At 62.6% G+C, this 23,403-nt stretch carries 20 protein-coding genes, 1 tRNA gene and 1 other RNA gene; 8 read left to right on the top strand and 14 right to left on the bottom strand.

Annotated features, from left to right (window positions below):
* Positions 1-62: 62 nt before the first annotated feature.
* The gene (locus A7D17_RS21940; protein ID WP_064511120.1) at positions 63-1,676 is read left to right on the top strand and encodes a sensor histidine kinase; all 1,614 of its coding nucleotides are present in this window, start codon (positions 63-65) and stop codon (positions 1,674-1,676) included.
* A gap of 323 nt (positions 1,677-1,999) precedes the next feature.
* Positions 2,000-3,394: a sigma-54-dependent transcriptional regulator gene (locus A7D17_RS21935; RefSeq protein WP_064511058.1), complete on the top strand. Its 1,395-nt coding sequence runs from the start codon at positions 2,000-2,002 to the stop codon at positions 3,392-3,394.
* Positions 3,395-3,615: 221 nt separating this feature from the next.
* On the opposite strand, the gene pilB is transcribed toward A7D17_RS21935, so the two are convergent.
* The 3 genes from pilB to A7D17_RS21925 are packed head-to-tail and all read right to left on the bottom strand — an operon-like array spanning position 3,616 to position 6,291.
* Complete coding sequence (pilB, locus tag A7D17_RS21930) at positions 3,616-5,352, bottom strand: type IV-A pilus assembly ATPase PilB (protein WP_064511057.1); 1,737 nt, start codon at positions 5,350-5,352, stop codon at positions 3,616-3,618.
* 40 nt (positions 5,353-5,392) lie between these two features.
* Entirely contained in the window at positions 5,393-5,812 is a 420-nt protein-coding gene (locus A7D17_RS23540; RefSeq protein ID WP_082862232.1) for a pilin, read from the bottom strand.
* A gap of 59 nt (positions 5,813-5,871) precedes the next feature.
* On the bottom strand, positions 5,872-6,291 hold the full coding sequence (locus tag A7D17_RS21925; protein ID WP_064511056.1) for a pilin: 420 nt from the start codon (positions 6,289-6,291) through the stop codon (positions 5,872-5,874).
* A gap of 362 nt (positions 6,292-6,653) precedes the next feature.
* On the opposite strand from A7D17_RS21925, the gene A7D17_RS21920 reads away from it, so the two are divergent.
* The 3 genes from A7D17_RS21920 to coaE are packed head-to-tail and all read left to right on the top strand — an operon-like array spanning position 6,654 to position 9,408.
* A complete protein-coding gene (locus A7D17_RS21920) occupies positions 6,654-7,913 on the top strand; it encodes a type II secretion system F family protein (protein WP_064511055.1) in 1,260 nt (419 codons plus the stop codon).
* 6 nt (positions 7,914-7,919) lie between these two features.
* Complete coding sequence (locus A7D17_RS21915) at positions 7,920-8,783, top strand: prepilin peptidase (protein ID WP_064511054.1); 864 nt, start codon at positions 7,920-7,922, stop codon at positions 8,781-8,783.
* 13 nt (positions 8,784-8,796) lie between these two features.
* Complete coding sequence (gene coaE / locus A7D17_RS21910; RefSeq protein ID WP_064511053.1) at positions 8,797-9,408, top strand: dephospho-CoA kinase; 612 nt, start codon at positions 8,797-8,799, stop codon at positions 9,406-9,408.
* A gap of 62 nt (positions 9,409-9,470) precedes the next feature.
* Here the strand turns inward: coaE and A7D17_RS21905 are convergent, their stop codons facing one another.
* The 3 genes from A7D17_RS21905 to rimK all read right to left on the bottom strand — a co-directional run bounded on the left by A7D17_RS21905 (position 9,471) and on the right by rimK (position 13,013).
* Positions 9,471-10,805 carry a sensor histidine kinase gene (locus tag A7D17_RS21905; RefSeq protein ID WP_064511052.1) on the bottom strand — a complete coding sequence of 445 codons (1,335 nt, stop codon included), beginning with the start codon at positions 10,803-10,805 and terminating at the stop codon, positions 9,471-9,473.
* The gene (locus A7D17_RS21900; protein WP_003490678.1) at positions 10,798-11,475 is read right to left on the bottom strand and encodes a response regulator transcription factor; all 678 of its coding nucleotides are present in this window, start codon (positions 11,473-11,475) and stop codon (positions 10,798-10,800) included. Before A7D17_RS21900 ends, A7D17_RS21905 begins: the two co-directional genes overlap by 8 nt.
* Positions 11,476-12,125: 650 nt before the next feature.
* Entirely contained in the window at positions 12,126-13,013 is an 888-nt protein-coding gene (gene rimK, locus A7D17_RS21895; RefSeq protein WP_064511051.1) for a 30S ribosomal protein S6--L-glutamate ligase, read from the bottom strand.
* Positions 13,014-13,503: 490 nt separating this feature from the next.
* Here rimK and glgX point away from each other — a divergent pair, with 490 nt between their 5' ends.
* Positions 13,504-15,636 (top strand): glycogen debranching protein GlgX, encoded by a 2,133-nt coding sequence (glgX, locus tag A7D17_RS21890; RefSeq protein ID WP_064511050.1) that lies wholly within the window; start codon positions 13,504-13,506, stop codon positions 15,634-15,636.
* A gap of 160 nt (positions 15,637-15,796) precedes the next feature.
* On the opposite strand, the gene A7D17_RS24365 is transcribed toward glgX, so the two are convergent.
* The 3 genes from A7D17_RS24365 to A7D17_RS21880 all read right to left on the bottom strand — a co-directional run bounded on the left by A7D17_RS24365 (position 15,797) and on the right by A7D17_RS21880 (position 17,062).
* Complete coding sequence (locus A7D17_RS24365) at positions 15,797-16,108, bottom strand: hypothetical protein (protein ID WP_153042021.1); 312 nt, start codon at positions 16,106-16,108, stop codon at positions 15,797-15,799.
* An 80-nt stretch (positions 16,109-16,188) separates the two neighbouring features.
* Positions 16,189-16,581, bottom strand: a complete 393-nt coding sequence (locus tag A7D17_RS21885) for an H-NS histone family protein (protein WP_064511049.1) — start codon at positions 16,579-16,581, stop codon at positions 16,189-16,191.
* A gap of 88 nt (positions 16,582-16,669) precedes the next feature.
* Complete coding sequence (locus A7D17_RS21880; RefSeq protein ID WP_064511048.1) at positions 16,670-17,062, bottom strand: hypothetical protein; 393 nt, start codon at positions 17,060-17,062, stop codon at positions 16,670-16,672.
* 319 nt (positions 17,063-17,381) lie between these two features.
* Here A7D17_RS21880 and A7D17_RS21875 point away from each other — a divergent pair.
* Positions 17,382-17,455: non-coding RNA, sX9 sRNA (locus A7D17_RS21875), on the top strand.
* Between the two features lie 119 nt (positions 17,456-17,574).
* Here the strand turns inward: A7D17_RS21875 and A7D17_RS21870 are convergent.
* The 3 genes from A7D17_RS21870 to A7D17_RS21860 all read right to left on the bottom strand — a co-directional run bounded on the left by A7D17_RS21870 (position 17,575) and on the right by A7D17_RS21860 (position 20,242).
* Positions 17,575-18,117: a hypothetical protein gene (locus A7D17_RS21870; RefSeq protein WP_153042020.1), complete on the bottom strand. Its 543-nt coding sequence runs from the start codon at positions 18,115-18,117 to the stop codon at positions 17,575-17,577.
* 137 nt (positions 18,118-18,254) lie between these two features.
* Positions 18,255-18,533, bottom strand: a complete 279-nt coding sequence (locus A7D17_RS21865; RefSeq protein ID WP_239692268.1) for a hypothetical protein — start codon at positions 18,531-18,533, stop codon at positions 18,255-18,257.
* 416 nt (positions 18,534-18,949) lie between these two features.
* Positions 18,950-20,242 (bottom strand): acetamidase/formamidase family protein, encoded by a 1,293-nt coding sequence (locus tag A7D17_RS21860; protein ID WP_064511045.1) that lies wholly within the window; start codon positions 20,240-20,242, stop codon positions 18,950-18,952.
* Between the two features lie 291 nt (positions 20,243-20,533).
* Between A7D17_RS21860 and A7D17_RS21855 the strand changes: the two genes are divergently transcribed.
* Complete coding sequence (locus A7D17_RS21855; RefSeq protein WP_064511119.1) at positions 20,534-20,938, top strand: hypothetical protein; 405 nt, start codon at positions 20,534-20,536, stop codon at positions 20,936-20,938.
* Between the two features lie 378 nt (positions 20,939-21,316).
* On the opposite strand, the gene A7D17_RS21850 is transcribed toward A7D17_RS21855, so the two are convergent.
* Positions 21,317-21,390: transfer RNA gene (locus A7D17_RS21850), tRNA-Gly, on the bottom strand.
* Between the two features lie 116 nt (positions 21,391-21,506).
* Positions 21,507-23,291 carry an autotransporter domain-containing esterase gene (locus A7D17_RS21845; RefSeq protein ID WP_064511044.1) on the bottom strand — a complete coding sequence of 595 codons (1,785 nt, stop codon included), beginning with the start codon at positions 23,289-23,291 and terminating at the stop codon, positions 21,507-21,509.
* Between the last annotated feature and the right edge of the window lie 112 nt (positions 23,292-23,403).

Genomic DNA, 23,403 nt, shown 5'->3' with positions numbered 1-23,403 from the left:
CACGCACTATGCGCGGCACCGCACCTGCCTATACTCGCGGCTTGTTCCGGCGGGAAATCGGCTTGACATCCATCGCATCGCTCATTGCCCGGGTCCAGTCCGCGCCGCAGCGCGAGCTGTACTTTTTTTCGCTGTACCGGGTGCTGGTGGCAGGCCTGATCGCGGCCCTGGTGTTCAGCCCCTTGTCCGATGCCATTCCCGAGCCGCGCTACCCGCGGCTGGCTGCCGCAGTGGCGATCGGCTACCTGTGCATGGCCATCCCGCTGCTGTTCTGGGGACGCAGCGAGCGCCGGCTCACCGCCACCGTGCTGTGCGCCGTGGTCGCCGACATCCTGGCCGCAACCCTGGCCACGCACGCCCTGCCCGGCGCCAGCGCCGGCATCGCGATGATGCTGTTGTTCAACGTCGCCGCCGCCTCGATCCTGTTGCGGCTGCGCTACGGCATGAGCATCGCGCTGCTGGCCAGCGCCGCCATCGTGCTGGAGTACCTGTGGACGCTGCTGGAAGGCGGCGGCGCTACCCGGCCGGTGGCGGAACTGGCGATGTTCGCCACCAGCTATATCGCGGTGGCCTTCATCTGCGAACAGATCGCCTCGCGCGCGCGGCGCAACCAGGTGCTGGCGGAAGAGCGTGGCGCGCAGGTTGCCAATCTGTACGAGATCAACGAGCTGATCATCCGGCGCATGCGCACCGGCGTACTGGTGGTGGATGCGCACAACCGCATTTCGCTGGCCAACGAAGCGGCCCTGGCCCTGCTGGGCGATGGCGACCAGCGCAATGCGCCGGTGGACCTCTCGCTAGTGGCGCTCACCCCGGAACTGGCGCGCCGGCTGCAGCGCTGGCGCAGTGGATGGCGCCAGGAAGAAGCCCCGCTGCAACTCGGTGCGGACCGCCCGGAAGTGCAGCCGCGTTTTGTGCGTCTGCTGGCCGACAGCGACCTGGTGCTGGTCTTTCTGGACGATGCCACGGTGGTGTCGCGCCGTGCCGAGTCGCTGACCCTGTCGGCCATGGGCCGTTTCTCGGCCAGCCTGGCGCATGAAATCCGTAACCCACTGGCCGCGATCAGCTACGCCTCGCAGTTGCTGGAAGAATCACCGGACATCGGCGATGCCGACCGCCGCCTGTTGCAGATCATCAACCAACAGTGCCAGCGTACCAACGGCATCGTCGAGAGCGTGCTGGGCCTGGCCCGCCGCGAACGCGCAAACCCCGAAAACCTGGATCTGGCCGCTTTCGTGCGCCGCTTCGTGGTCGAGTATCGGCAGACCCTGTCGATGGAGACCGACATCCTGGAGGCCAGCATCCAGGGCAGCGCCGTCAATGCCCTGATCGACCCGAAACACCTGCACCAGATCCTCACCGCGCTGGTCCACAACGCCCTGAAGTACGGCCGGGTCATGGACGAGCCAGCGCGGGTGAAGCTGCGGGTCGAGCGGCAGCACCGCATGGCCGTCATCGATGTGATCGACCGCGGCCCCGGCATCCCCGACACCGTTGCTGCGCAGCTGTTCCGCCCCTTCTACACCACCTCCGAACACGGCACCGGGCTCGGCCTGTACATCGCCCAGGAGCTGTGCCGTGCCAACCAGGCACAACTGGAATATGTGTCGGTTCCCGGCGGCGGCGCGTGTTTCCGGATCTCGCTGCAGGGGCCAAACGGCTTACTCGGGAAATAAGTGCGCGGCCGCTGGCGCGGATCGGGAATGCGGCCCATCAGGTGAGCAACACGACAGGGCCGAACGCAGCACGTCGCGATAGCCGAACGCATACTTGTCGTAGGACACGCAGTTTGCTCAGTGCGCTGGACACCTAGATGTCAGCCTGCCTTAGGCAAATACGCGTGTGCGCAGCACCTCGGCACTTCCTTTTTTCCCGCCACCAACCGCCCTTGCAGACCGGTGGAAAGCCGCGTTGATGCGCCTGCGCCGCGGGTGAACCATTGGGCCTGGACCCAAGCGGTAATTGTCGAGTGTCATCACGCTGGGCTATCGTGCGCAGCATGAACGAACCCAAAAGCGCCCTGGTTGTCGATGACGAGCGTGATATCCGCGAGTTGCTTGTTCTCACCCTGGGCCGCATGGGCCTGCGCATCAGCACTGCCGCCAACCTGGCCGAAGCGCGCGAGCTGCTGGCCAACAATCCCTACGATCTGTGCCTGACCGACATGCGCCTGCCCGATGGCAACGGCATCGAACTGGTCACCGAAATCGCCAGGCACTACCCGCAGACCCCGGTGGCGATGATTACCGCGTTCGGCAGCATGGACCTGGCGGTAGAGGCCCTGAAGGCTGGCGCTTTCGACTTCGTCAGCAAGCCGGTGGACATCGGCGTGCTGCGTGGCCTGGTCAAGCATGCGCTGGAATTGAACAACCGCGACCGCCCCGCCCCTCCGCCACCTCCGCCGGAACAGGCCAGCCGCCTGCTCGGCGATTCAATCGCGATGGAAGGCCTGCGCACTACCATCGGCAAGGTCGCACGTAGCCAGGCACCGGTCTACATCGTGGGCGAATCTGGCGTGGGCAAGGAGCTGGTTGCGCGCACCATCCACGAGCAGGGCGCCCGCGCTGCCGGCCCCTTCGTGCCGGTCAACTGCGGCGCCATTCCTGCAGAATTGATGGAAAGCGAGTTTTTCGGCCACAAGAAAGGCAGCTTCACCGGCGCGCATGCCGACAAGCCTGGCCTGTTCCAGGCTGCGCATGGCGGCACCCTGTTCCTGGACGAGGTCGCCGAACTGCCGCTGCAGATGCAGGTCAAGCTGTTGCGCGCGATCCAGGAAAAATCGGTGCGCCCGGTCGGCGCCTCCGGCGAAACCCTGGTGGATGTGCGCATCCTGTCGGCCACCCACAAGGACCTGGGCGACCTGGTCTCCGATGGGCGCTTTCGGCACGACTTGTACTACCGCATCAACGTGATCGAGCTGCGCGTGCCGCCGTTGCGCGAGCGCGGCGGCGACCTGCCGCAACTGGCGGCCGCCATCATCGCGCGGCTGGCGCGCAGCCACGGCCGGCCGATTCCGCTGCTGACCCAGTCAGCCCTGGACGCGCTCGATACCTATGGGTTTCCGGGCAACGTCCGCGAGCTGGAAAACATCCTCGAACGCGCCCTGGCCCTGGCCGAAGACGACCAGATCAGCGCCAGCGACCTGCGCCTGCCCGCCCACGGCGGCCACCGTTTGGCCGCCACACCCGGCAGCGCCGCCGTTGAACCGCGCGAAGCCGTGGTCGATATCGACCCCGCCTCGGCCGCCCTGCCCTCCTACATCGAACAACTGGAACGTGCCGCGATCCAGAAAGCGCTGGAAGAAAACCGCTGGAACAAGACCAAGACCGCCGCGCAGCTGGGCATCACGTTTCGGGCGTTGCGTTACAAGTTGAAGAAGCTGGGGATGGAGTAGAAGAGCCGGGAATCGGGAGTGGGGAATCGGGAATTGTAAAAAGCGCTGTCGCGGGCTCGATGGCCTTCGTGGGAGACACCGCGATGGACTGGCTCATGCGTCAGTTTCCGGCAGTCGGCCGCAATGCTTGACGCCGTTGTCCAACAAAACAGCCTGTAACGTACGGGCCCCAAGCTGTTCCGATTCCCCAATCCCGATTCCCGATTCCCGATTCCCGGCCCCTAGTCCTTGGTCACCCGATTGATCTCGGCCAGGCTGGTCACCCCATGCGCCGCCTTGACCAACGCCGACTGACGCAGATCGCGGATGCCGATACTCTGCGCCGCCTCGGCGATCTGCATCGCATTACCGCCTTCCAGAACGATCGCACCGATCTCGTCGGTCATCGGCATCACCTGATAGATACCGGTACGGCCCTTGTAGCCTTCGGTGCATTCGTCGCAACCGACCGCCTCATACAGCTCGATACCGGCAGCAATCTGCGCCGGTGTGAAGCCTTCGGCCAGCAACGCATGCTCGGGCAAGGTCGCCTTGCGCTTGCAGTTGTTGCACAACCGACGTGCCAGACGCTGCGCGATCACCAGGGTCACCGACGAAGTGATGTTGTACGGCGCGATGCCCATGTTCATCAGACGTGCAATGGTCTGTGGCGCATCGTTGGTATGCAGCGTCGACAACACCATGTGGCCGGTCTGCGCCGCCTTGATCGCGATCTCGGCCGTCTCCAGGTCGCGGATTTCGCCGACCATGATGATGTCCGGATCCTGGCGCAGGAACGAGCGCAGGGCCGCTGCGAAGGTCATGCCGCGCTTGTTGTTCTGCTGCACCTGGTTGACGCCGGGCAGGCGGATTTCGACCGGATCCTCGGCGGTTGAAATGTTGCGCGTCTCATCGTTGAGGATGCCCAACGCCGTATACAACGACACCGTCTTGCCCGAACCTGTCGGGCCGGTCACCAGCACCATGCCATAAGGCTTGTGGATCGCATCCAGGAACAGCTTCTGCTGGTCCGCCTCGTAGCCCAGCTTCTCGATGCCCAGCTTGGCCGCGCTGCCGTCCAGGATACGCAGCACCACCTTCTCGCCGAACAGGGTCGGCAAGGTGCTCACGCGGAAGTCGATCTGCTTGGTCTTTGACAGGTTGAGCTTGATGCGCCCGTCCTGCGGCACCCGCTTCTCGGCAATATCCAGCTGCGACATCACCTTCAGGCGCGCCGCGATGCGCTGGCTCAGCTTCACCGGCGCCTTGGCCACGTTCTTCAGCAGGCCGTCGATCCGCAGGCGCACCCGGTAGTCGTCTTCATACGGCTCGAAATGGATGTCGGAGGCTCCCCGCCGGATCGCATCCACCAGCACCTTGTTGACGAACTTCACCACCGGCGTGTCGTCGCCCTTGGCATCGACCCCGGAATCCCCGCCGGCGCCCATGTCCTCGTCCCCGGCCGAGACGTCCAGGTCGCCCATCTCGTCATCGTCGCTCCCCAACGACGAACCAAGTGCCGCATTGCTTGCCTGCCACTGTTCCAGAGTGCGCCGGATCTGGTCCTCGTCAACGAGGATAGGCTCGACCACCAGGTTCGTATGGAATTTGATATCGTCTAGCGCCCGGGTCTGGGTCGGATTGCTCACCCCCACAAACAGCCGGTTGCCGCGCTTGAACAGCGGCAGCACCTGGTACTTCTGGAGCAACTCCTCGCTGACCAGCTTGATGGCGTTCTGGCTAGCGTCGAATACCGACACATCCATCAGTGGCATACCGAACTCGACCGCATTGGCGGCGGCGAGTTGAGACGCCGAAACCAGCTTTTTGTCGGCAAACCACTGCGGTAAAGGAATTCTAGCTGACGATGCCTGCTCCATCGCATTTCGCGCAGCTAGTTCGTCGAGCGCACCATCCTGAACCAACCTACGGGCAATGCCAGTAATACCGACAAGGTTGACTGTCATTACTGAGCTCATTGCAAAACTCCTACTTGAAATACTTCAGGCGACACTCAACTCAACGGTGAGGACAAGCCTTCGGCGCAACTTGCACAGGTGCACTTGTTACGCAAGCCCATTCGCCGGTTGCTGGAGTATACGTAACAGTCAAAGTGGCGCCCGCTACTTGCTTACTTACATTATCGAAGGGGATACGAGCCACAAGAACGCAGGGAGTAGCAGGAGTAGCGGTGACGCTGGAAACATACCTTCCAGTGGTTACAGAATTCGCAGGAATCGAGCACGAAGAAGCAGCGTTGTCGTCAGCAAATTGCTCACCTATGGGCGTTTTCAAGCCACCTAAAAGTACAACAGCCTCCGACAATTGGGCACGGGCCGTGTAGTCGCTATATTGCGGGATTGCAATAGCTGCAAGAATCGCAATCAGAGCGATCACGATCATCAACTCTACAAGCGTGAAGCCTGAGTTTCTGTTCATAGCCTCTACCCGCCCCAAAAAAGCAAGAGCCCCGGATGGGGCTCTTGCTTTAAGAGAAGTTACTTACAAGCCTTTGGCGTGACCTCTGAGTTAGCAGTGCTACTGCAGGTAAAAGCGCCCGTGGTCTTGTTATAAGCGAGCGCAACAGCTTTGCCGTTGACTTTCTCATTCACACCTGCAGCCTTCATCGTGGCAGTGATAGTACAACCAGTACCACTTGTTGCCACTTCAAGACTGGCTACATACTTGCCAGTGCTAATCGTGCCGGCTGGCTTAACGCAAGAATTAGCGTCAGTATTATCCTGCGAATACGCCTCAGCAATGGGCGTCTTCAGGCCGCTAGCCAGCGTAAAAGCCTCGGCCAACTGCGCGCGAGCCGTATAGTCGTTGTACTGCGGAATAGCGATTGCCGCCAGAATCGCGATGATCGCGATGACAATCATCAATTCGATAAGAGTGAAGCCCTGCTGCTTTTTCATTGTGAATCCCCTAGAGACGAGAGAGAAATTGGATCACGTTGATATCTTCAACGCTTGCGCGGCGACTGCCGCGTAATGGGTGTACAAGCAGGATACGTGCCAAGTCTCCCGACGCGCCTCCATACTCCCCATCGACATCATGCCGCATCGCAGACAGGAAGAAAGCGCGGAAATGCAAATTTGCGATGAAATTTCAGTCCCGCCAAACTGGGTCAGAAAGTGACAACAACTGTCACCTTCGCATCTCCCGTACCGCTGTCCCGCTTGCGACCCATGGCCACGATTCCATAGATGTCCGGTGCCCGCTAAAGCGCTACAATGCGTTCAGTCCACCTGGGGATGGCTGGACGGGAGCGATCAATATGTCCACAACGCGAAGTACAATTCAAAAGGGCCCGGCAGCCCGCAATATCAGTCAAACGGTTGCGTTTGTTTGGGAGGGGACGGACAAGCGCGGCGTCAAGATGAAGGGTGAGCAGCCCGCCAAGAATGCAAACCTGCTTCGAGCCGAGTTGCGACGCCAAGGCATCACTCCATCAGTGGTGAAAGTGAAGCCCAAGCCGCTCTTTGGAGCCGCAGGCAGCAAGATCACACCAAAGGACATAGCGTTCTTTAGTCGCCAGATGGCAACCATGATGAAGTCCGGCGTACCCATTGTTGGGGCACTGGAAATCATTGGCAGCGGACACAAGAACCCGCGCATGCGCAAGATGGTCGAACAGATCCGCAACGATATCGAGGGCGGCTCTTCGCTGTACGAGTCGATCAGTAAGCATCCAGTGCAGTTCGACGAACTTTACCGCAACTTGGTCAAGGCAGGTGAAGGTGCCGGTGTTCTTGAGACGGTTCTCGAAACAGTGGCGACCTACAAAGAAAACATAGAGGCCCTGAAAGGCAAGATCAAAAAGGCACTTTTCTATCCGGCGATGGTGATGGCTGTAGCTATTCTTGTCAGCGGGATTCTGCTGGTCTGGGTTGTTCCACAATTTGAAGATGTGTTTAAGAGCTTTGGCGCCGAATTGCCCGCATTCACTCAATTGATCGTCAACGCGTCGCGTTTCATGGTGGCGTGGTGGTGGTTGATGTTGCTGGCCGCAATTGGCGCCGTGGTGGGATTCGTGTTCAGTTACAAGCGATCTCCTTCGATGCAACATGCCATGGACCGGCTGATCTTGAAGGTCCCGGTCATTGGCCAAATCATGCATAACAGCTCGATCGCGCGTTTTTCGCGCACGTTGGCGGTGACTTTCCGTGCTGGCGTGCCGCTCGTTGAGGCGCTTGACATCGTGGCGGGTGCGACAGGCAACACGGTCTACGAGAAATCAGTTCTGCGGATGCGCGATGACGTATCAGTCGGCTATCCCGTCAACACAGCGATGAAGCAGACAAATCTATTCCCGCACATGGTCATCCAGATGACGGCAATCGGCGAGGAGGCTGGCGCACTGGATGCCATGCTATTCAAGGTTGCCGAGTACTTCGAACAGGAGGTCAACAATGCCGTGGATGCGCTGAGCAGCTTGCTTGAACCAATGATCATGGTGTTCATCGGCACCATCGTAGGCGGCATGGTCATCGGCATGTATCTTCCGATCTTCAAACTCGGCGCAGTAGTTGGATAAGACGTAATGGCATTTCTCGACCAGCATCCCGGTCTCGGCTTTCCCGCCGCGGCCGGACTGGGACTGCTGATCGGCAGCTTCCTGAACGTGGTGATCCTGCGCTTGCCCAAGCGCATGGAGTGGCAGTGGCGGCGCGACGCGCGCGAGATCCTGGAGCTGCCGGACATCTATGAACCGCCGCCGCCGGGCATCGTGGTGGAGCCATCGCACGACCCAGTCACCGGCGACAAGCTCAAGTGGTGGGAGAACATTCCGCTCTTCAGCTGGCTGATGCTGCGCGGCAAGTCGCGCTATAGCGGCAAGCCGATCTCCATCCAATACCCATTAGTCGAGTTGCTGACCTCGATACTGTGCGCGGCCAGCGTCTGGCGCTTCGGCTTCGGCTGGCAGGGCTTCGGCGCCATCGTGCTGAGCTGCTTCCTGGTGGCGATGTCGGGCATCGACCTGCGCCACAAGCTGCTGCCGGACCAGCTGACCCTGCCGCTGATGTGGCTGGGCCTGGTCGGCTCGATGGACAACCTCTACATGCCGGCCAAGCCCGCCCTGCTGGGCGCGGCGGTTGGCTATGTCTCGCTGTGGACGGTGTGGTGGCTGTTCAAGCAGCTCACCGGCAAGGAAGGCATGGGCCACGGCGACTTCAAGCTGTTGGCCGCGCTCGGTGCCTGGTGCGGGCTGAAAGGCATCCTGCCGATCATCCTGATCTCCTCGCTGGTCGGTGCCATCCTGGGCTCGATCTGGCTGGTGGCCAAGGGTCGCGACCGAGCCACCCCGATCCCGTTCGGCCCCTACCTGGCCATCGCCGGCTGGGTGGTGTTCTTCTGGGGCAACGACCTGGTGGACGGCTACCTGCACTTCGCAGGCCTGCGTTGACCGGGGCACGGCGATGAGCGACTTCATCGTCGGCCTCACCGGCGGCATTGCTTCCGGCAAAAGTGCCCTTGCCGCCGAGTTCGAGAAGCTGGGTGTGCCGGTCATCGATGCCGACGTCATTGCAAGGCAGGTGGTGGCGCCCGGCCCTATTCTTGATGCCATCGTGGATTGCTTTGGGCCAAGCATTTTGTTGCCGGATGGCACCCTGGACAGGCAGGCCTTACGCAAAGTGGTCTTCGCCGATCCACAGCAACGCAAAGCGCTAGAAGGGATTACCCATCCCGCTATCCGTGCAGAGCTGCAGCGCGCCGCACAGGCGACTGAAAGCTCGTATGTCATCGTTGCGATCCCCTTACTCACCGAAGCCGGCGGCCGCGCGATCTATCCGTGGCTGGATCGAATTCTAGTCGTCGATGCGCCGGTTGAATTGCAGCACGCCAGACTGATGCGACGCGATGGAAGCACGCCGGAGTTGGCGGATCAGATGATTGCCGCGCAGGCGTCGCGCGAACAGCGTCTGGCGCTCGCAGATGATGTCGTGGTCAACGATGACCAACCGGCGCATCTGGTCCGCGCGGCTCACAATCTCGATGCGCGGTATCGCTCCAACGCGATTGGTTCGTAGTTTCCGCAGTCTGTTGCACGCTGCGCTGAGGAATACCAACACACGGCCCACCGCTAACGCTACTAGCGATGGAAGGCCAATGTTGCGATCACGCCCCGCTCCTGCCCTGGCCGCACGCTAACCCGCCAGCCATACAAATCGCACAGCCGGCTGACGATCGACAGGCCGATGCCGCCGCCTTGCGAGTGGCCGGCGTGGGTGCCGCGGTAGCCGCGCTGGAACAGTTTGGCGGCGTCTTCCTCGCTCAGGCCGGGGCCGGAGTCGATCACTTCCACCGCATCGCCCAGCACGCGCACGCGTACCTGGCCGTCCTGGGTGTACTTGACCGCGTTGCCGATCAGGTTGCCCAGCGCCACCGACAAGGCAGATTCGGGCGCGTCGATGACCAGGTCGCGCTCGCCCTCCAGCAGCAACTCCAGCGGTTTGCCGCCGAGCTGGGCGCGGTGCGAGTCGATCAGTTGCTCGGCTACCTTGGCCACGTTGCTACTGCCCTGCCCGCGCTCGTTGCGCGAGAGCAACAGCAGCGAGCCGATCAAGTCACTACATTGCTGCTCGGCGCGCTGGATGCGCTGCAGGCGTTGCAGCACCTTTTCGTCGAGATTGGGCTTGGTCAGCAGCAGCTCGGTGGCGCCGCGGATCACCGCCAACGGAGTTCGCAGTTCATGGCTGACGTCGGCATTGAATTCGCGGTCGCGCTGCACCACTTCGGTGAGCCGCGCAGAGTAATCGTCCAGCGCTTCGGCCAGCTGGCCGACTTCGTCATCCGGGAAATGCGCGGCCAAGGGCTTGGGCTCGCTGGTGCCGCCACGGTAGGCGCGCAGACGCGCGGCCAGATCCGAGACCGGGCGCATGACCTTGGAGGCGGACCACCAGCCGATCAGCAGCGAGAAGCCGCTAAACACCAACACCGACAACATCAAGGTGCGCTTGAGCTGGATCTCGCCCTTGAGCGTCTGGGTCATGTCGTAGGCAAGGAAGAACCACTCGCTGGGCGTCTTGCGCACCGCCAGCTTGTACGAGTACGCATTGCCGCTTTCGTCCACGCCGGAGATGGTGTGGATGCCGTCCGGGAACTGGTACCACTCCGGTTGTTCGAGGCGCAGTGCTTCGAACTTGTCGCGCTTGACCACGCGCCCACGCATCTGCTGCACCGGCAGATCGGGATTGCGGAGCGGGTCGGAATAAAATCGCTGCGCGAAGGCATCGATGTTGCGATTCATCACATCTTCGACCAATTGGTTTTCCACGCGCGCGCGCGCCCAGTTGGTGGCGAAGGCAAACAATGTCGTCAGGCAGAAGCCCAACAACACGAACGAAAGAATGATGCGGCTACGCAGGCGCCGCCGGTAGCGGCCACGCCTGCGGGCGGGCCGCGATCCGCCAGCACTCTCAGGCATCGGGCGAGGCGATGCGGTAGCCGATGCCGTGACGGGTCTGGATCATCGGCACATCGAAGGGCTTGTCGACCACCGCGCGCAGGCCGTGGATATGCACGCGCAGCGAATCCGAATCCGGCAATTCTTCGCCCCAGACGCGGGTTTCCAGCTCCTGGCGCGTCACTACGGCGGGCGAGGCCTCCATCAGCGCCTGCAGAATCTTCAGCGCGGTGGGGTTGAGCTGCAGTAACTTGCCGCGGCGACGCACTTCCAGCGTGTCCAGGTTGTATTCCAGGTCACCGGTTTCCAGCACGCGGGTGTGCACGCCCTTGCCGCGACGCGACAGTGCGTTGAGGCGTACTTCCACTTCCTGCAAGGCGAATGGCTTGATCAGGTAGTCGTCGGCGCCGGAGTCGAAGCCGGCCAGCTTGTTGTCCAGCGAGTCGCGCGCGGTCAGCATCAGCACCGGGGTCTGCTTGCGCGCTTCGTTGCGCAACTTGCGGCAGACTTCGATGCCGTCCATGCCGGGCAGGTTGAGGTCGAGCACGATGGCGTCAAACTCGTGCACCACTGCCAGGTGCAGGCCGGTCACGCCATCGGCGGCGAAATCCACGGTATGGCCGCGGTCTTCGAGGTAGTCGCCGAGATTGGCGGCGATGTCGCTGTTGTCTTCAATTACTAGGATGCGCACTGGAACCTCTATGGTTGAGTCACGTACCCGGAGGCGTTGCCAGACGGCAACCACATCCGCGCGATGTTGCTTTGATCAAACTGGTGTTGGCGCCATACGGCTGCCACTGCACGTTGTTTTGCTGGACCGGCATCAGTAGACACGCAAAGCACGTCGGCAGTTCCGCTGAAGTGTCTAATCGCTCTACCCGGCCTATCCGGGATCGGTCGAGCGCCATTGAACACCGCAGCGTTGAAATCGGACGTGAGTTGGCTGCATCGTCCCATACAGACCAGGACATCGATGCGTCCAAATGCGTGGGCAACAGCTGCCCGCCCGCCCGGCCCATGTGCCGGCGTGGCGGTCGTGGATCCGATCACTCCCTGATCGCCGACGCCGCGCTTGGCGGCCGCTGCCGCCATGTAAGTGGTAGCACTCCGCAGGCTATGTGTTCCTGATCCTTCCACGTGCCGCGCTCGTTCCTTCGCCCTGACGCCCGAAATGTAGACCTGAACAAGGCCGCCAACAAGCTGCCATAAAAAGGCCCGGATGCCGCGAAGCATCCGGGCCAAAAGTTCATCCCGATCACCGTCACTGCCGAGAGCGGAGCTACGGTCGGAAGAGGCTAGCGAGCTAGAGATTATTTTTTCGTTAATTTTCCGCTAAGGCATTCAGCCATCCGATCGGCGGGCGGCCTGCTCCAGATGCTGGATGATGTGGGTGGCCACATCGACGCCACAGACCCCCTCAACGCCTTCCAGGCCCGGGGTGGAATTGACCTCCAGCACCAGCGGCCCACGCTTGGAGCGGATGAGGTCGACGCCGGCGACCGCCAGACCAAGCGCACGTGCCGAGCGCACCGCGACCTCCTGTTCCTGCCTGGTCGCCTCGGCCACCGCGGCGCTGCCCCCCAGATGCAGATTGGAACGGAAATCGCCCTCGGCCGCCTGCCGGCGCATGGCCGCCACGACGTGGTCACCGACCACGAAACATCGCAGGTCGGCGCCCTCGGCCTCGCCGATGAACTCCTGCACGATGAAGTTGGCGTACAGCCCACGCAGCGCTTCGACCACGCCGCGCGAGGCGCTGGCCTTCTCGGTCAGGATCACTCCGGCCCCCTGCGCGCCTTCGTTCAATTTCACCACATGTGGCGGCGGGCCGAGCATGGAGAGCAGGTCCTGGGTGTCGTCGGGGTTGTCGCCGAACACGGTGACCGGCATGTCGATGCCTTGCGCGGCCAACAACTGGTGCGCACGTAACTTGTCGCGCGAGCGCAGGATGGCGTCGGAGGGATTGGGCGTGTAGGTGCCCATGAATTCGAGCTGGCGCAGCACCGCGGTGGCATAGCGGGTCACCGATGCGCCGATGCGTGGAATCACCGCATCGAAACCGGTGATCGGCTTGCCCTTGTAGTGCAGGCTGAAACCGTCGGCGGCGATGCGCATGTAGCAGCGCAGCGGGTCGAGAATACGTACGGTGTGTCCGCGCTTGCGCCCGGCCTCGATCAGTCTCCGCGTCGAGTACAGCTTGCTGTTGCGGGAAAGGATGGCGATTTTCATCGCGGCAGGTACACGGCGCGGCCTGGACATGGTCGGAGTCTGATGACGGAGTGAGCCAAGTCCGTAGGTCTGCCGGTCGTCAGGGCGTCAGGGCTGCCAGACCCTGTACGCGACGATCGAACCGGTGTGCGACGGTCCCGAGGACGAAGATGCGATGACGCATCGGCACGTGTTGCAACAGCGCACACGCAACCCAGCCTCAACACCAGCGATGCTAGCAGGGCGCCCGCGCGGCGCTCAAGACACAGCGGATGCTTCGAAGACGGCAGCCGCGAGAGCAGATACGCCTGCCTCGGCCGGGCATCGCGGCGTTGGCGCGTCCTGTGCCGCCATGGTGCTACCGCAAGCGAGCGCCACTGCCAGCGCGAACCAGCGTCGCGGCGTCACTCCCTCACGCCGCACCGGGATTGCCGTAACGCGTTTTGCACAGATGAAACCGCGATGCTTGAGCCCCCTTAATGCCGGCATGCCGGCGCACCCGAGACTCTCCATGCGACGTCCAGCAAGCGCGGCCTATGCCAACCCCTCCCGCATCCGTCAGGGACGCCCGTTTCCCCGCGGTGCCGTCTTCGATGGCAAGGGCACCAATTTTGCCCTATTTTCCGCGCATGCCACGCGTGTGGAGTTGTGCCTGTTCGACGAGCAGGGCAACGAAACCCGTGTCGATCTTCCCGAGTACACCAATGAGATCTGGCACGGCTATCTGCCCGACGCCAAGCCAGGGCAGCGGTATGGCTACCGCGTGCATGGCCCCTACGCGCCGACCGAAGGCCACCGCTTCAACCACAACAAGTTGTTGCTGGACCCCTATGCACGCGAGCTGGAAGGCGATCTGATCTGGGCCGACGAACTGTATGGCTACACCGTCGGCCATCCGGACGGCGACCTGAGCTTCGATGAGCGCGACAGTGCGCCCTTCATGCCCAAATGCGTGGTGGTCGAGGACACCTACGATTGGGGCGACGATGTGCGCGTGCTCAAGCCCTGGAACGAAACCGTCGTCTACGAAACCCATGTGCGTGGATACACCATGCGTCACCCGCAGGTGCCCGAGGCCGAGCGCGGCACCTTCGCAGGTCTGGCCCAGCCGCAGGTACTGCAGTACATCAAGGATCTGGGCATCACTGCCGTCGAGCTCTTGCCGGTACACGCGTACCTGGATGATCAGCATCTGCTGGATAAGGGGCTGCGCAATTACTGGGGCTACAACACCATCGGCTTCTTTGCGCTGAAGTCGCGCTATCTCTCCAGCGGCCATCGCGACGAGTTCCGCGACATGGTCAAGGCCATGCATAAGCAAGGGCTGGAAGTGATCCTGGACGTGGTCTACAACCACACCGCCGAAGGCAGCGAGTTGGGGCCAACCCTGTCGTTCAAGGGCATCGACAACGCCAGCTACTACCGTTTAGCCGAGGACAAACGCTATTACATCAACGATACCGGCACCGGCAATACGCTCAACCTGAGCAACTCGCGGGTGATCCAGTTCGTCAACGATTCGCTGCGCTACTGGGCCGGCGAAATGCATGTAGATGGTTTCCGCTTCGATCTGGCCACCATCCTGGGGCGTGAGCCGAGCGGTTTCGACCAGCGCGGCGGTTTTCTGGACGCCTGTAACCAGGATCCGTTGTTGTCGGAAGTCAAACTCATCGCCGAACCCTGGGACTGCGGCCCGGGCGGCTATCAGGTGGGTCACTTCCCGCCGGGCTGGTCGGAGTGGAACGACAAGTTCCGCGACAACGCGCGCGAGTTCTGGAAAGGCGAGGACGGCAAACTGGCCGAATTCGCCACGCGCTTTACCGGCTCTGCGGATCTATTCGACCGCCGCGGCCGTCGACCGTGGGCCTCGGTCAACTTCATCACCGCACATGACGGCTTCACCCTGCGCGATCTGGTGAGCTACAACGAGAAGCACAACATCGACAACGGCGAAGACAATCGCGACGGCTCGTCCAACGATGGGTCGTGCAATTACGGCGAAGAAGGCGATACCGACAACGCCGACATCCTGCAGATCCGTGAGCGGCAGATGAAGAACCTGCTTGCCACGCTCCTGCTCTCGCAAGGCACGCCGATGCTGCTGAGCGGTGACGAACGCGCGCAGACCCAGGGGGGCAACAACAACACGTATTGTCAGGACAACGAGATCACCTGGCTCGATTGGGAAAACGATCCCACCGACGGCCGCCTGACTGACTTCGTCAAGTCACTGACAGCGCTGCGCAAGCGTTACCCGATCCTGTCGCGTGGCCGCTTCCTCAACGGGCAATACAACGAGGAGGCGGGCGTGCGTGACCTCACCTGGCTCAACCCCGGTGGCAGCGAAATGGAGGATGCGCATTGGACCGATGCAGGCGCGCGCTCGGTGGGGCTGTTGCTGGAAGGCAAGGCGCAGACCTCGGGCGTCAAGGAGTTGGCCAACGACGCTACCTTGTTGATCGTCATCAATGCCTATCACGAGGGCGTGAGCTTCACTCTTCCCACCACCGATGAGCCGGTGCATTGGAAGCTGGTGCTATCGACCGACGAGGCGCTGGAAGTGGACATGATGCCTGCTGGCGCCAGTGAATTCCTGGCACCGCCGCGTAGCGTGTCGGTGTTCGAGTGCAAGAGCGATCAGTAACGTTTGAGCGGTCGATAGGCTCGCTGTCCACCGCCACGGCGGGCAGCGAGTTTTGTCATGCGGTGCCGGGATGCTCGCTGGGCAACGGCATGCGTGATGCGTTGATCAGATGCCGGGTACTCGCGCATTGTGGCTGCCGACATCACTCAGGAAGGCAACGTTAAAACGTTTCTTCGCCAATGCGCCAAGCAGGCGAGAGCTGCATTCGGTTGAGTTTTTTTACGCATCTCTTAGCAGCCGGCAGGCACCCAAGCCACGCTACAAGCGGCGCATCGACACGTTTGGTGATCGGCGCCTGGCGATCAGCCAGTTGGCGTAATGCCTCGACACTGGCCAGACGCATCCACATTTTGGTTCCGCGACCGACTCCTGCCAGGGCAATGCGCATCACGATCCGGCCGCAATCAGGCATCCACTGTCGCCACGCTGACAGGCAGACGAACGCACGGTCGCGCAGGGCGAAACGCTGCACGCATGACTTATGTGACCACGTGCCTACTCAACACACCTCGAATTCGGGAAACCCCACGCACACGCCAAACCGGCGACACCTCACCCCGGATAGAGCGGGAAACGCTTGTCCGGATGCTTGGACTTCCATTCCTTATAGGAGCTGGTGCCTTCCCACGCCTTGAATGCGCGCGGCGTGCGGCCACGCCCGGACCAGGTCTCTCCGGAATGGGGAAGCCAGTACTTGGCGACCACCTCGCCGGTGGACGACAGTGGCCCCTTGGTCTTGCCGGTCATGGCAAGCGAGGCGATCTGGGACTTCTGCTTCGCGTTGAACCGGCTACCGAACTGGGTGAGCGCTTCGACGATCTGGTCGAACGCTTCCAGGGTCTGGGCATATTTGAGCTGCGCTTCTTCCTGCTCAAGCTTGCGCAGCTCTTCCAGCAGTTGGGCTTTGGCGGCGGCAGAGGGTGACGCTGGCGGAACCTGGCGCATTGACGAAACTAAGGTTGGGCGGGTCAACGAGTATTGCCGCTACGCCGTCCAGCGTAAAGCGCCCGGCCAGATTCGGGTCTGCTGGCGCTCAGCGATGGCGCAGCAAGGCGTGTTCGCGGGCCATGGTCAGCACCGGACCGATGCGACCGGCCCGGATCAGTTCGCTGCAGTGCTTGCCCACGAACTCCACCCGGGGGGCGGTGAACCACTGCACCACCCGGTCCAGCTGACCGGCGTTGATCGACCAGGCATGGCACACCGCCTCGCCCAGCTCCTCCACCCCAACCAGACCAATCTGGCGAATCTGATCGGCGTCGAGCTTGAACATCTCAAGCACCTTACCGGCATCGTCCGACGTGCCACACGTACTCGTCTGATCCGCCGGCCCGGCGCGGTAGGCAATGGAGGCCGCGCGCGCAGACTCGGCGCGGCGCATGCCTTTCATCAACGCACCGATCAGCTGGGAGTGAGTAGTTGTCATGGTGTCCGCTCAATGATGCAGTCACTATGGTAGACATGCGAAGCGTTCTCAATCAGGAAGTTCCTGACCCTGAAGAAGAAAAAGCCGAAGCTGCGGGCTACTTCTTACAGCGATTAAGCGCCTGCAATCGATGTCATTGGCAACACTCATCGCAGCGATAGAGACAAGCTTGGATTGATCGCATCGGCAAGCCTGCGACACAGGTCGAAGAGCGGCAGGATGCGCCGACCTGATTGCCGCTGAAGAGCGGCAGCAACACTGCTTGGCTCACCGCCAGGCTGGCACGCGAGCGCGGGCGCGGCCGGTGCTCGGCGCGGCAATACCGCTCCTATACTCAGGTTGTGATCACACCGTCCACACCCACCTGACGGCTGCTCGCTGTGTCTGTTAGCCGCTCTGGAGTGACATCGGCCTGGATCTGCCATCGTGATGTCCGAGACCGCGCCTGCACATGCAATGCGGCGAATCGGCCTTGCGGAACCCGCGACATCCCGCGTCGTCGTTGCAACGCATCAGCGCACCAACGACTGCTCCACATCCTTCAACATGCGCCCGTAAGACGCCCGCTCTGCTGCACTGAGAAAGCCTTGCTCGCGCACAAGCCTGGGGACGTCCGCAGCAATCTTCGACAGGTAGGCGGTCAGTTTTTTCGCGCGTATGGGCGTCATCGACTTGCTCTTGCGCGCATCCGCAATCGCACTGCGCAAGGTCTCCACGCGCTCGGCAAAATACCGTTGCTGCGCCTGATTGACGCGCCAATGGTCATCGGCCGGCCCGGCTTCGAGGCCGCTGCCACGCACCGATTGAATGAAGGCCTGATCGGCGCTAAGGGATCCCGTCAATGCAGCGGCGCGTTTGCCCTGCAGAAGCGATGGATCCACTTCCACCGCGCACCCGGTGACGTGGGCCAGCTGCTGCAAACGCTCGTCGAGCCGCTGTGCAGGCAGCGAGACGGCAAACGGCCCGGGCTGGCAGGCCGCGAACACAGGCCCCGCACCAACGATGGCACCCAGCGCAACGATGATCGACGGCAACCGATAGCGAATGACAGACATGACAGCACCTGGACTACACGGACATCCGTGCGTTGCGAACGCTAGACCGGCGATCCCGAACCGCAACGAAACCGGCGTCGTACGGCGCCCCTGTCGCCAACGCTTCCACGGCAGCACATCGCAATTGCGCCACGCACCTATCTGGCGATCTCCATCAGCACGTACTGGAACGCAACAACGCCGTAGGCCAGTGCTGCCGCAACCAGACCAAACCACATCCATCGCCGCGGCCCGCGCACGATGCCCACCACAACCGTGCACAGCGACAACGCAAGCATCACCACGAACTTCAGCACGTACGCCGAGGAAGGCAAGCACGCTGCCAGCGGCAGCCCAACGGCCACACTCGCCATCGCGCACTGTTTGACGACCATCGACGTACGCCACGCGGCACGCCGAAACAGCAGCGATGCCACCAGGGAAAACATGACAAACCAGACGGCGATTGCCGTTTGACCCGCTATCGCATCCGATGAAGATACAAACACGCTTAGATGCCCTCTCACCTGCGATCAAAACTGCGCAAGGTGAGTCGCTATAGCGAGCCAGCGCTTGAGGCTGCCGCGCAAACAAGCACTCCGGCGAAGGACAGGATGATGACGCCGCAGAGCGGCTTGTCCATCTCACGCTCCCAAGTCGCTGCGCTGCGCCAGTAATTGCGAAGGCCCGAAGGGATCCTACCGAACGCACGCATCATCGGGCGTGAGCCGAACAAGATCACTTGCTCCGCAAGGCCCCAAGACGCCCAGCGCGCAGCACAAGCAGCAACGCGATGCTGCCATCTCCTCTGAGTGTGCTCGGTGGAGACAGCACTTCACCCTGCCCCATCGACTCATGGTCTGGCCGGCAACAGGGCCTTGTCGATCTTGGCCGCCACTCCCACGCTGCGGCCGGCGAGGTTGGGGATGCTGTAGTGCATCGCCGTGCCCAGCACCTGCGCGCTCTGCGAAAGCGTCAGCCCGTAATCCTGCTGGAGCCACTGGACCATGCCGGTGCTAGCGGACTTCAGCGCCTCGTCGAGCGACCCGGCCTGACCCAGCACCATGATCTGGGTCGGCGACTCGACCCGTGGCATCGACACGCTGCGTCCCTTGACAAGATCGACAGTGACGGTCACGTCCATCGACGTTTCCAGCGCATATTGCGTCGTCTCGCCGTCACCCTGAAGCGCATGGGCGTCGCCGAAATAAAGCAGCGCGCCGGGTTGCTGCACCGGCAGGTAGACGGTGTTGCCTTCCACCACTTCGTTGAAGTCCATATTCCCTCCGAAGCGTCCGGTGTCCCCGGTCGACATTGCAGGCAGCCCGAAGCCCGGCGCGACCGCCATGCCGCCGAGCATCGGCTTTACCGGCACCGAGTAGCCGGCGAGCGAGCCGGTCGCGTTTTCAGGACGTGCACGCCCTGTCTCGCGGTCGAGCCGCCACTTGATCGGCTTACCAAGGGCGGCGGCGTCCGGCACCAGCGCTGTACCGAGAGCACGCCCAACGATCGTGTCGAGGCTGTCGGCCCAATCGCGGTTGAGCTTCAGGCGACGGATATGTACTGCCAGCGTATCGCCAGGCTGGGCGCCTGCGACGAAGAACGGGCCGGTCTGCGGATTGCCGAACAGCGCCCTGGTTTTTCCCTGCGCGTCGACTCCACCGGAATCGACTGTCGTCGTGTGGATCGTATCCCCCGGCCAGACCACCAGCACCGGTCTGCGATCGGCATTCCATGTGTTGGAATAGTCGGTCGGGCTGAACTCCACCGTACGCGGTCCGCCAGCGCGATCGGGCACACGCCAGCCCGTCACCGCATGGGTGGCGCGTGCGGCGGGATCGTTGGTATCCGGCCCCTCGGTCGTGCCGGTCAGCTCCTTGCCCTTGAGGCGCAGGACGTAGCGCGACGTGCGCTGCTGGCGATCGGTCGCAGTCAGCGTCAATTGATCGCCGCTAGCGCTGCCGTCGATCGTGTCGCCGTCCAGGTCGCCGTTGATCCGATGTCCCGTGCGCTCGATCGAGAGGGTCGAAAAGGCAGGATTTCCCCATAGATCGGTTCGGACGATCCACGTTTCGGCATGCGTCGTGCCCACCATTGCAGCGGTCGATATGGCAAGAAACGCGGCGACAAGACGGGGGATCGGCATGAGGTGTTTTCAGTGAATGAGACATCGCGATACTAGCGGACACCGTGCCCGGCACAGGAGAACGACACGTCGCTGCACGTCGGCACCTTGCGAAGCGGCCAGATCACGAGTTCAACACCCAATTTGCCAGGTCAAGCACGCCTGGCGGACGATAGGATCAAGCACTCCATGCATACGCTGCCTCCGCCCACTTCCAGGCAGCGCGCCATTGGAGTTCCATTGTCCTGCCCCGCGGACGACGACCAAGGGCAGGCGTCTGCGTCCCCAAGCCACGCGAGCAGGAACATCGCCATGAAACGTAGTCGCCCCCTGTGCGCGTTGACGCTTGCACCTCTGCTTGCCCTCCCACTTGCAGGGTGCATGGCGTCCGGCACCGGCACGAGCCGCCCGGTTGAAGGGCCTGTGCGACTGGGAGAGATTGCAGCCCTAGACGGCCCCAGGGTGCGCCCCGACCGTGTCATCGAGGACAGCCGTTGCCCGGCCAACGTTCAATGCATCCACGCTGGACGGATGATTGTCAGGGCGACCGTGTTTGGCGGCGGTTGGTCGAAGCAAGTCGACCTCACGTTGGGGACTCCGGTCCCCGTCGCCGATGGCATGTTGGCGCTGGTGGAGGCGACACCTGCGCCTTTTGATGGAAAAGCCATCCAGGCGTCTGCTGCTCGTTTCACCTTCAAATTTCAGGGTGGCCGGTAGACAGGCGCGTGCAACTCTCGGCGCCCTGAATTCTTCGTTTTTTGCCTTGGTTATCAGTACGGGTGAGCCCGTGCCAAGCCACGTCCGTTCAAACGCCAATAATCGAGCCTGGAAGCACGACTATTCGTCTGGTTGTCATCTGCTTGGGAGCTTATGCCCGCGAGGGTTCCGAAAGCCCGGGCGAGATGGCACTAGCCAATCCGGGCTCGAAGATCAGTATGACCAAAGAAGCGCGCATACCGGCCGGCCGAGCGCGACATCATCAGAGCCTTGGGCAAGATTGATACCTCGATTGAGACCTCGAAGGGCATCGCCCGAAATCATCAATCGGCCTGAATATACAACTCAATCAAGTAGTTACGGGCTGAGTAGAAGCTCTGGAGCGGGCGAAGGGAATCGAACCCTCGTCAGTAGCTTGGGAAGCTACAGCTCTACCATTGAGCTACGCCCGCGTGGCGTTGGCAGAGTTTAGGCGGGTGCGGGTGTCGGGCGCAATGTGCAGACGCGACGAGGGCCGGTTGCCCGGCCCTCGTGTGTGACGTGTGCTGCGTGATCGGCAGCGCGTGGATCAGAAGCTGCCGCTGAAGTTCACGAACAAGGTGGCATCGCGGGCGCTGCGCTGGGCCGTGGTGGTGCTCAGGCCGATGTTGCTCTGCAGGCCCCACAGGCCGGTACGTGCGCCGAGCACCACGGTGGCGTAGTTGCGGTCGAAGTTCTGGCCCGGGACGGTGTACATGCCCACTTCCGGCATCGACTGCAGCCAGGCGCTGGCTTCGCCACCGTCCTTGAACTCGTGGTCGTAGGTCGCCTGCAGGTACGGCTTGACCATGGCGCCGTCCAGACGCACCTGGAAGCCGACGCGCCCGACCAGCGAGTCGATATCCTGATTGGCGTAGCCCAGCGCGGTGGAGCTCTCGTTGCTTTCGGTGTAGCCGTCGAGCTTGATCTTCTGCCAGGTCAGGCCGGCCACCGGGCCGTACTTGACGTTGCCTTCGCCCAGCGAATACCCGGCGTTGAGCGCGGCGGTGAGGTTGCTGCCGTCCGGCGAGCCGCTGTGCACGCGGGTGGCCGGCCCGAGCTGCACTTCGCGGTCCACGTCGTAGCTCAGCCAGCTGTAGCTGACCTGGGCGTTGACCCACACCGGGCCGGTGTACCAGCCGAAGAAGCCGCCCAGCGTGGTGTCGTCCTGCTTGAAGCTGCCGTTGCGGTTACCGAAATCGGCGTCCATGCGGCCGAAACCGGCAAAGCCACCGAACACCATGTCGCCTGCAGTCCAATCCACACCGAACAAGCCGGCCGGCGCCATGCCGTCGTACAGGTCGGCATGGTCGTAGCGCTGCATGTCGCCACGCACGCTCCCCCACCAGCGCAGGCCATCGGCGTCCGGCTTGCCGTCCAGATGCCAGGCCACCTGGTCGGCGCGCGCGCGGCCGCCGGCCTGCGCGGAATGGGTCAGCACCTGCTGCAGACGCGGCGCCTCCAGCAACGAGATCGCGTACTGGCCCAGGATCTGGTGCACAGCGGTGGTCGGGTGGATGCCGTCGGCAAACACATAGGTGTTCTGCGCATTGGCGGCGACCAGGCTGGTCGGGTTGCAGGCCGGCAGCGGCACGGCCGGGTTGCAGGCGGTGCTGGTGACGTTGCTAAAACCGTAGGTGCCGGGGGTGGCGACGATTTCCTGCAGCATGTGGAAGGTATCGACCGGGATCACCCGCAGGCCGGCCGACTGCAGGCCGTTGAACAATGCGGTGTTGTAGGCGGTGGCAGCGCCGGTGCCCTGGGCCATTGCGGCGGCACCGCCAGCACGGAAGCGCGGAGTGATGCCCACGTCCGGAATGGTCGGCACCATCACGTACCGTGCGCCGGCGTTCTGCAGGGTGGCCACGGCACCGACCTGGGCGGTGACTGCGCTGCCGATGATGGCCTGCGCCTGGGCCGGCACGGTAGCCGCGGCGAGCAGGTCGTTGGCGCCGCCCCACACGGTGTAGAGCGCATTCGGGTCGGCGCGGCCGCCGTTGGCGGTGAGGTAGGTGTTGATCTGGCTGGTCACCGACGGTGCCGCGCCCAGCGCGCTGACCGAACTGGCCTGGATGCGCGCGCCGCCGGCGGCGTAGTTGTCGCCGGTCTGTCCGTTGCCGTTCGGGGCAGCGTTGGTGCCGAAGTGGTCGCCGACATACTCGGCCCACACCCAGCCCGGGTTGGTGGTGAACTTGCCGGTGACAGCGCGCGAAGCGGCCGGCAGCAGCGGGTTGTAGTAACCGCTGTCGGTGAGGCTGTCACCGAAAAACACGGTCCGGTCGAAAGCCGACTCGGCCATGGCCGGGGTGGCCGCAATAGCGATGGCGACCGCCATCAGGGAGCGGATCGGGCGAAGTGTTGAAGCCATGGGAGTGCCTGCTTGAAGTGGATGGGACCGGACCGGCCTGCATACGTACGCCGGCGAATGGCAATGGTTTCATCCCCGC

Origin of the sequence: Xanthomonas floridensis, assembly GCF_001642575.1 — a bacterium.
Classification (GTDB): Bacteria; Pseudomonadota; Gammaproteobacteria; order Xanthomonadales; family Xanthomonadaceae; genus Xanthomonas; species Xanthomonas floridensis.
This window is presented reverse-complemented; position numbering and strand designations above follow the sequence as displayed.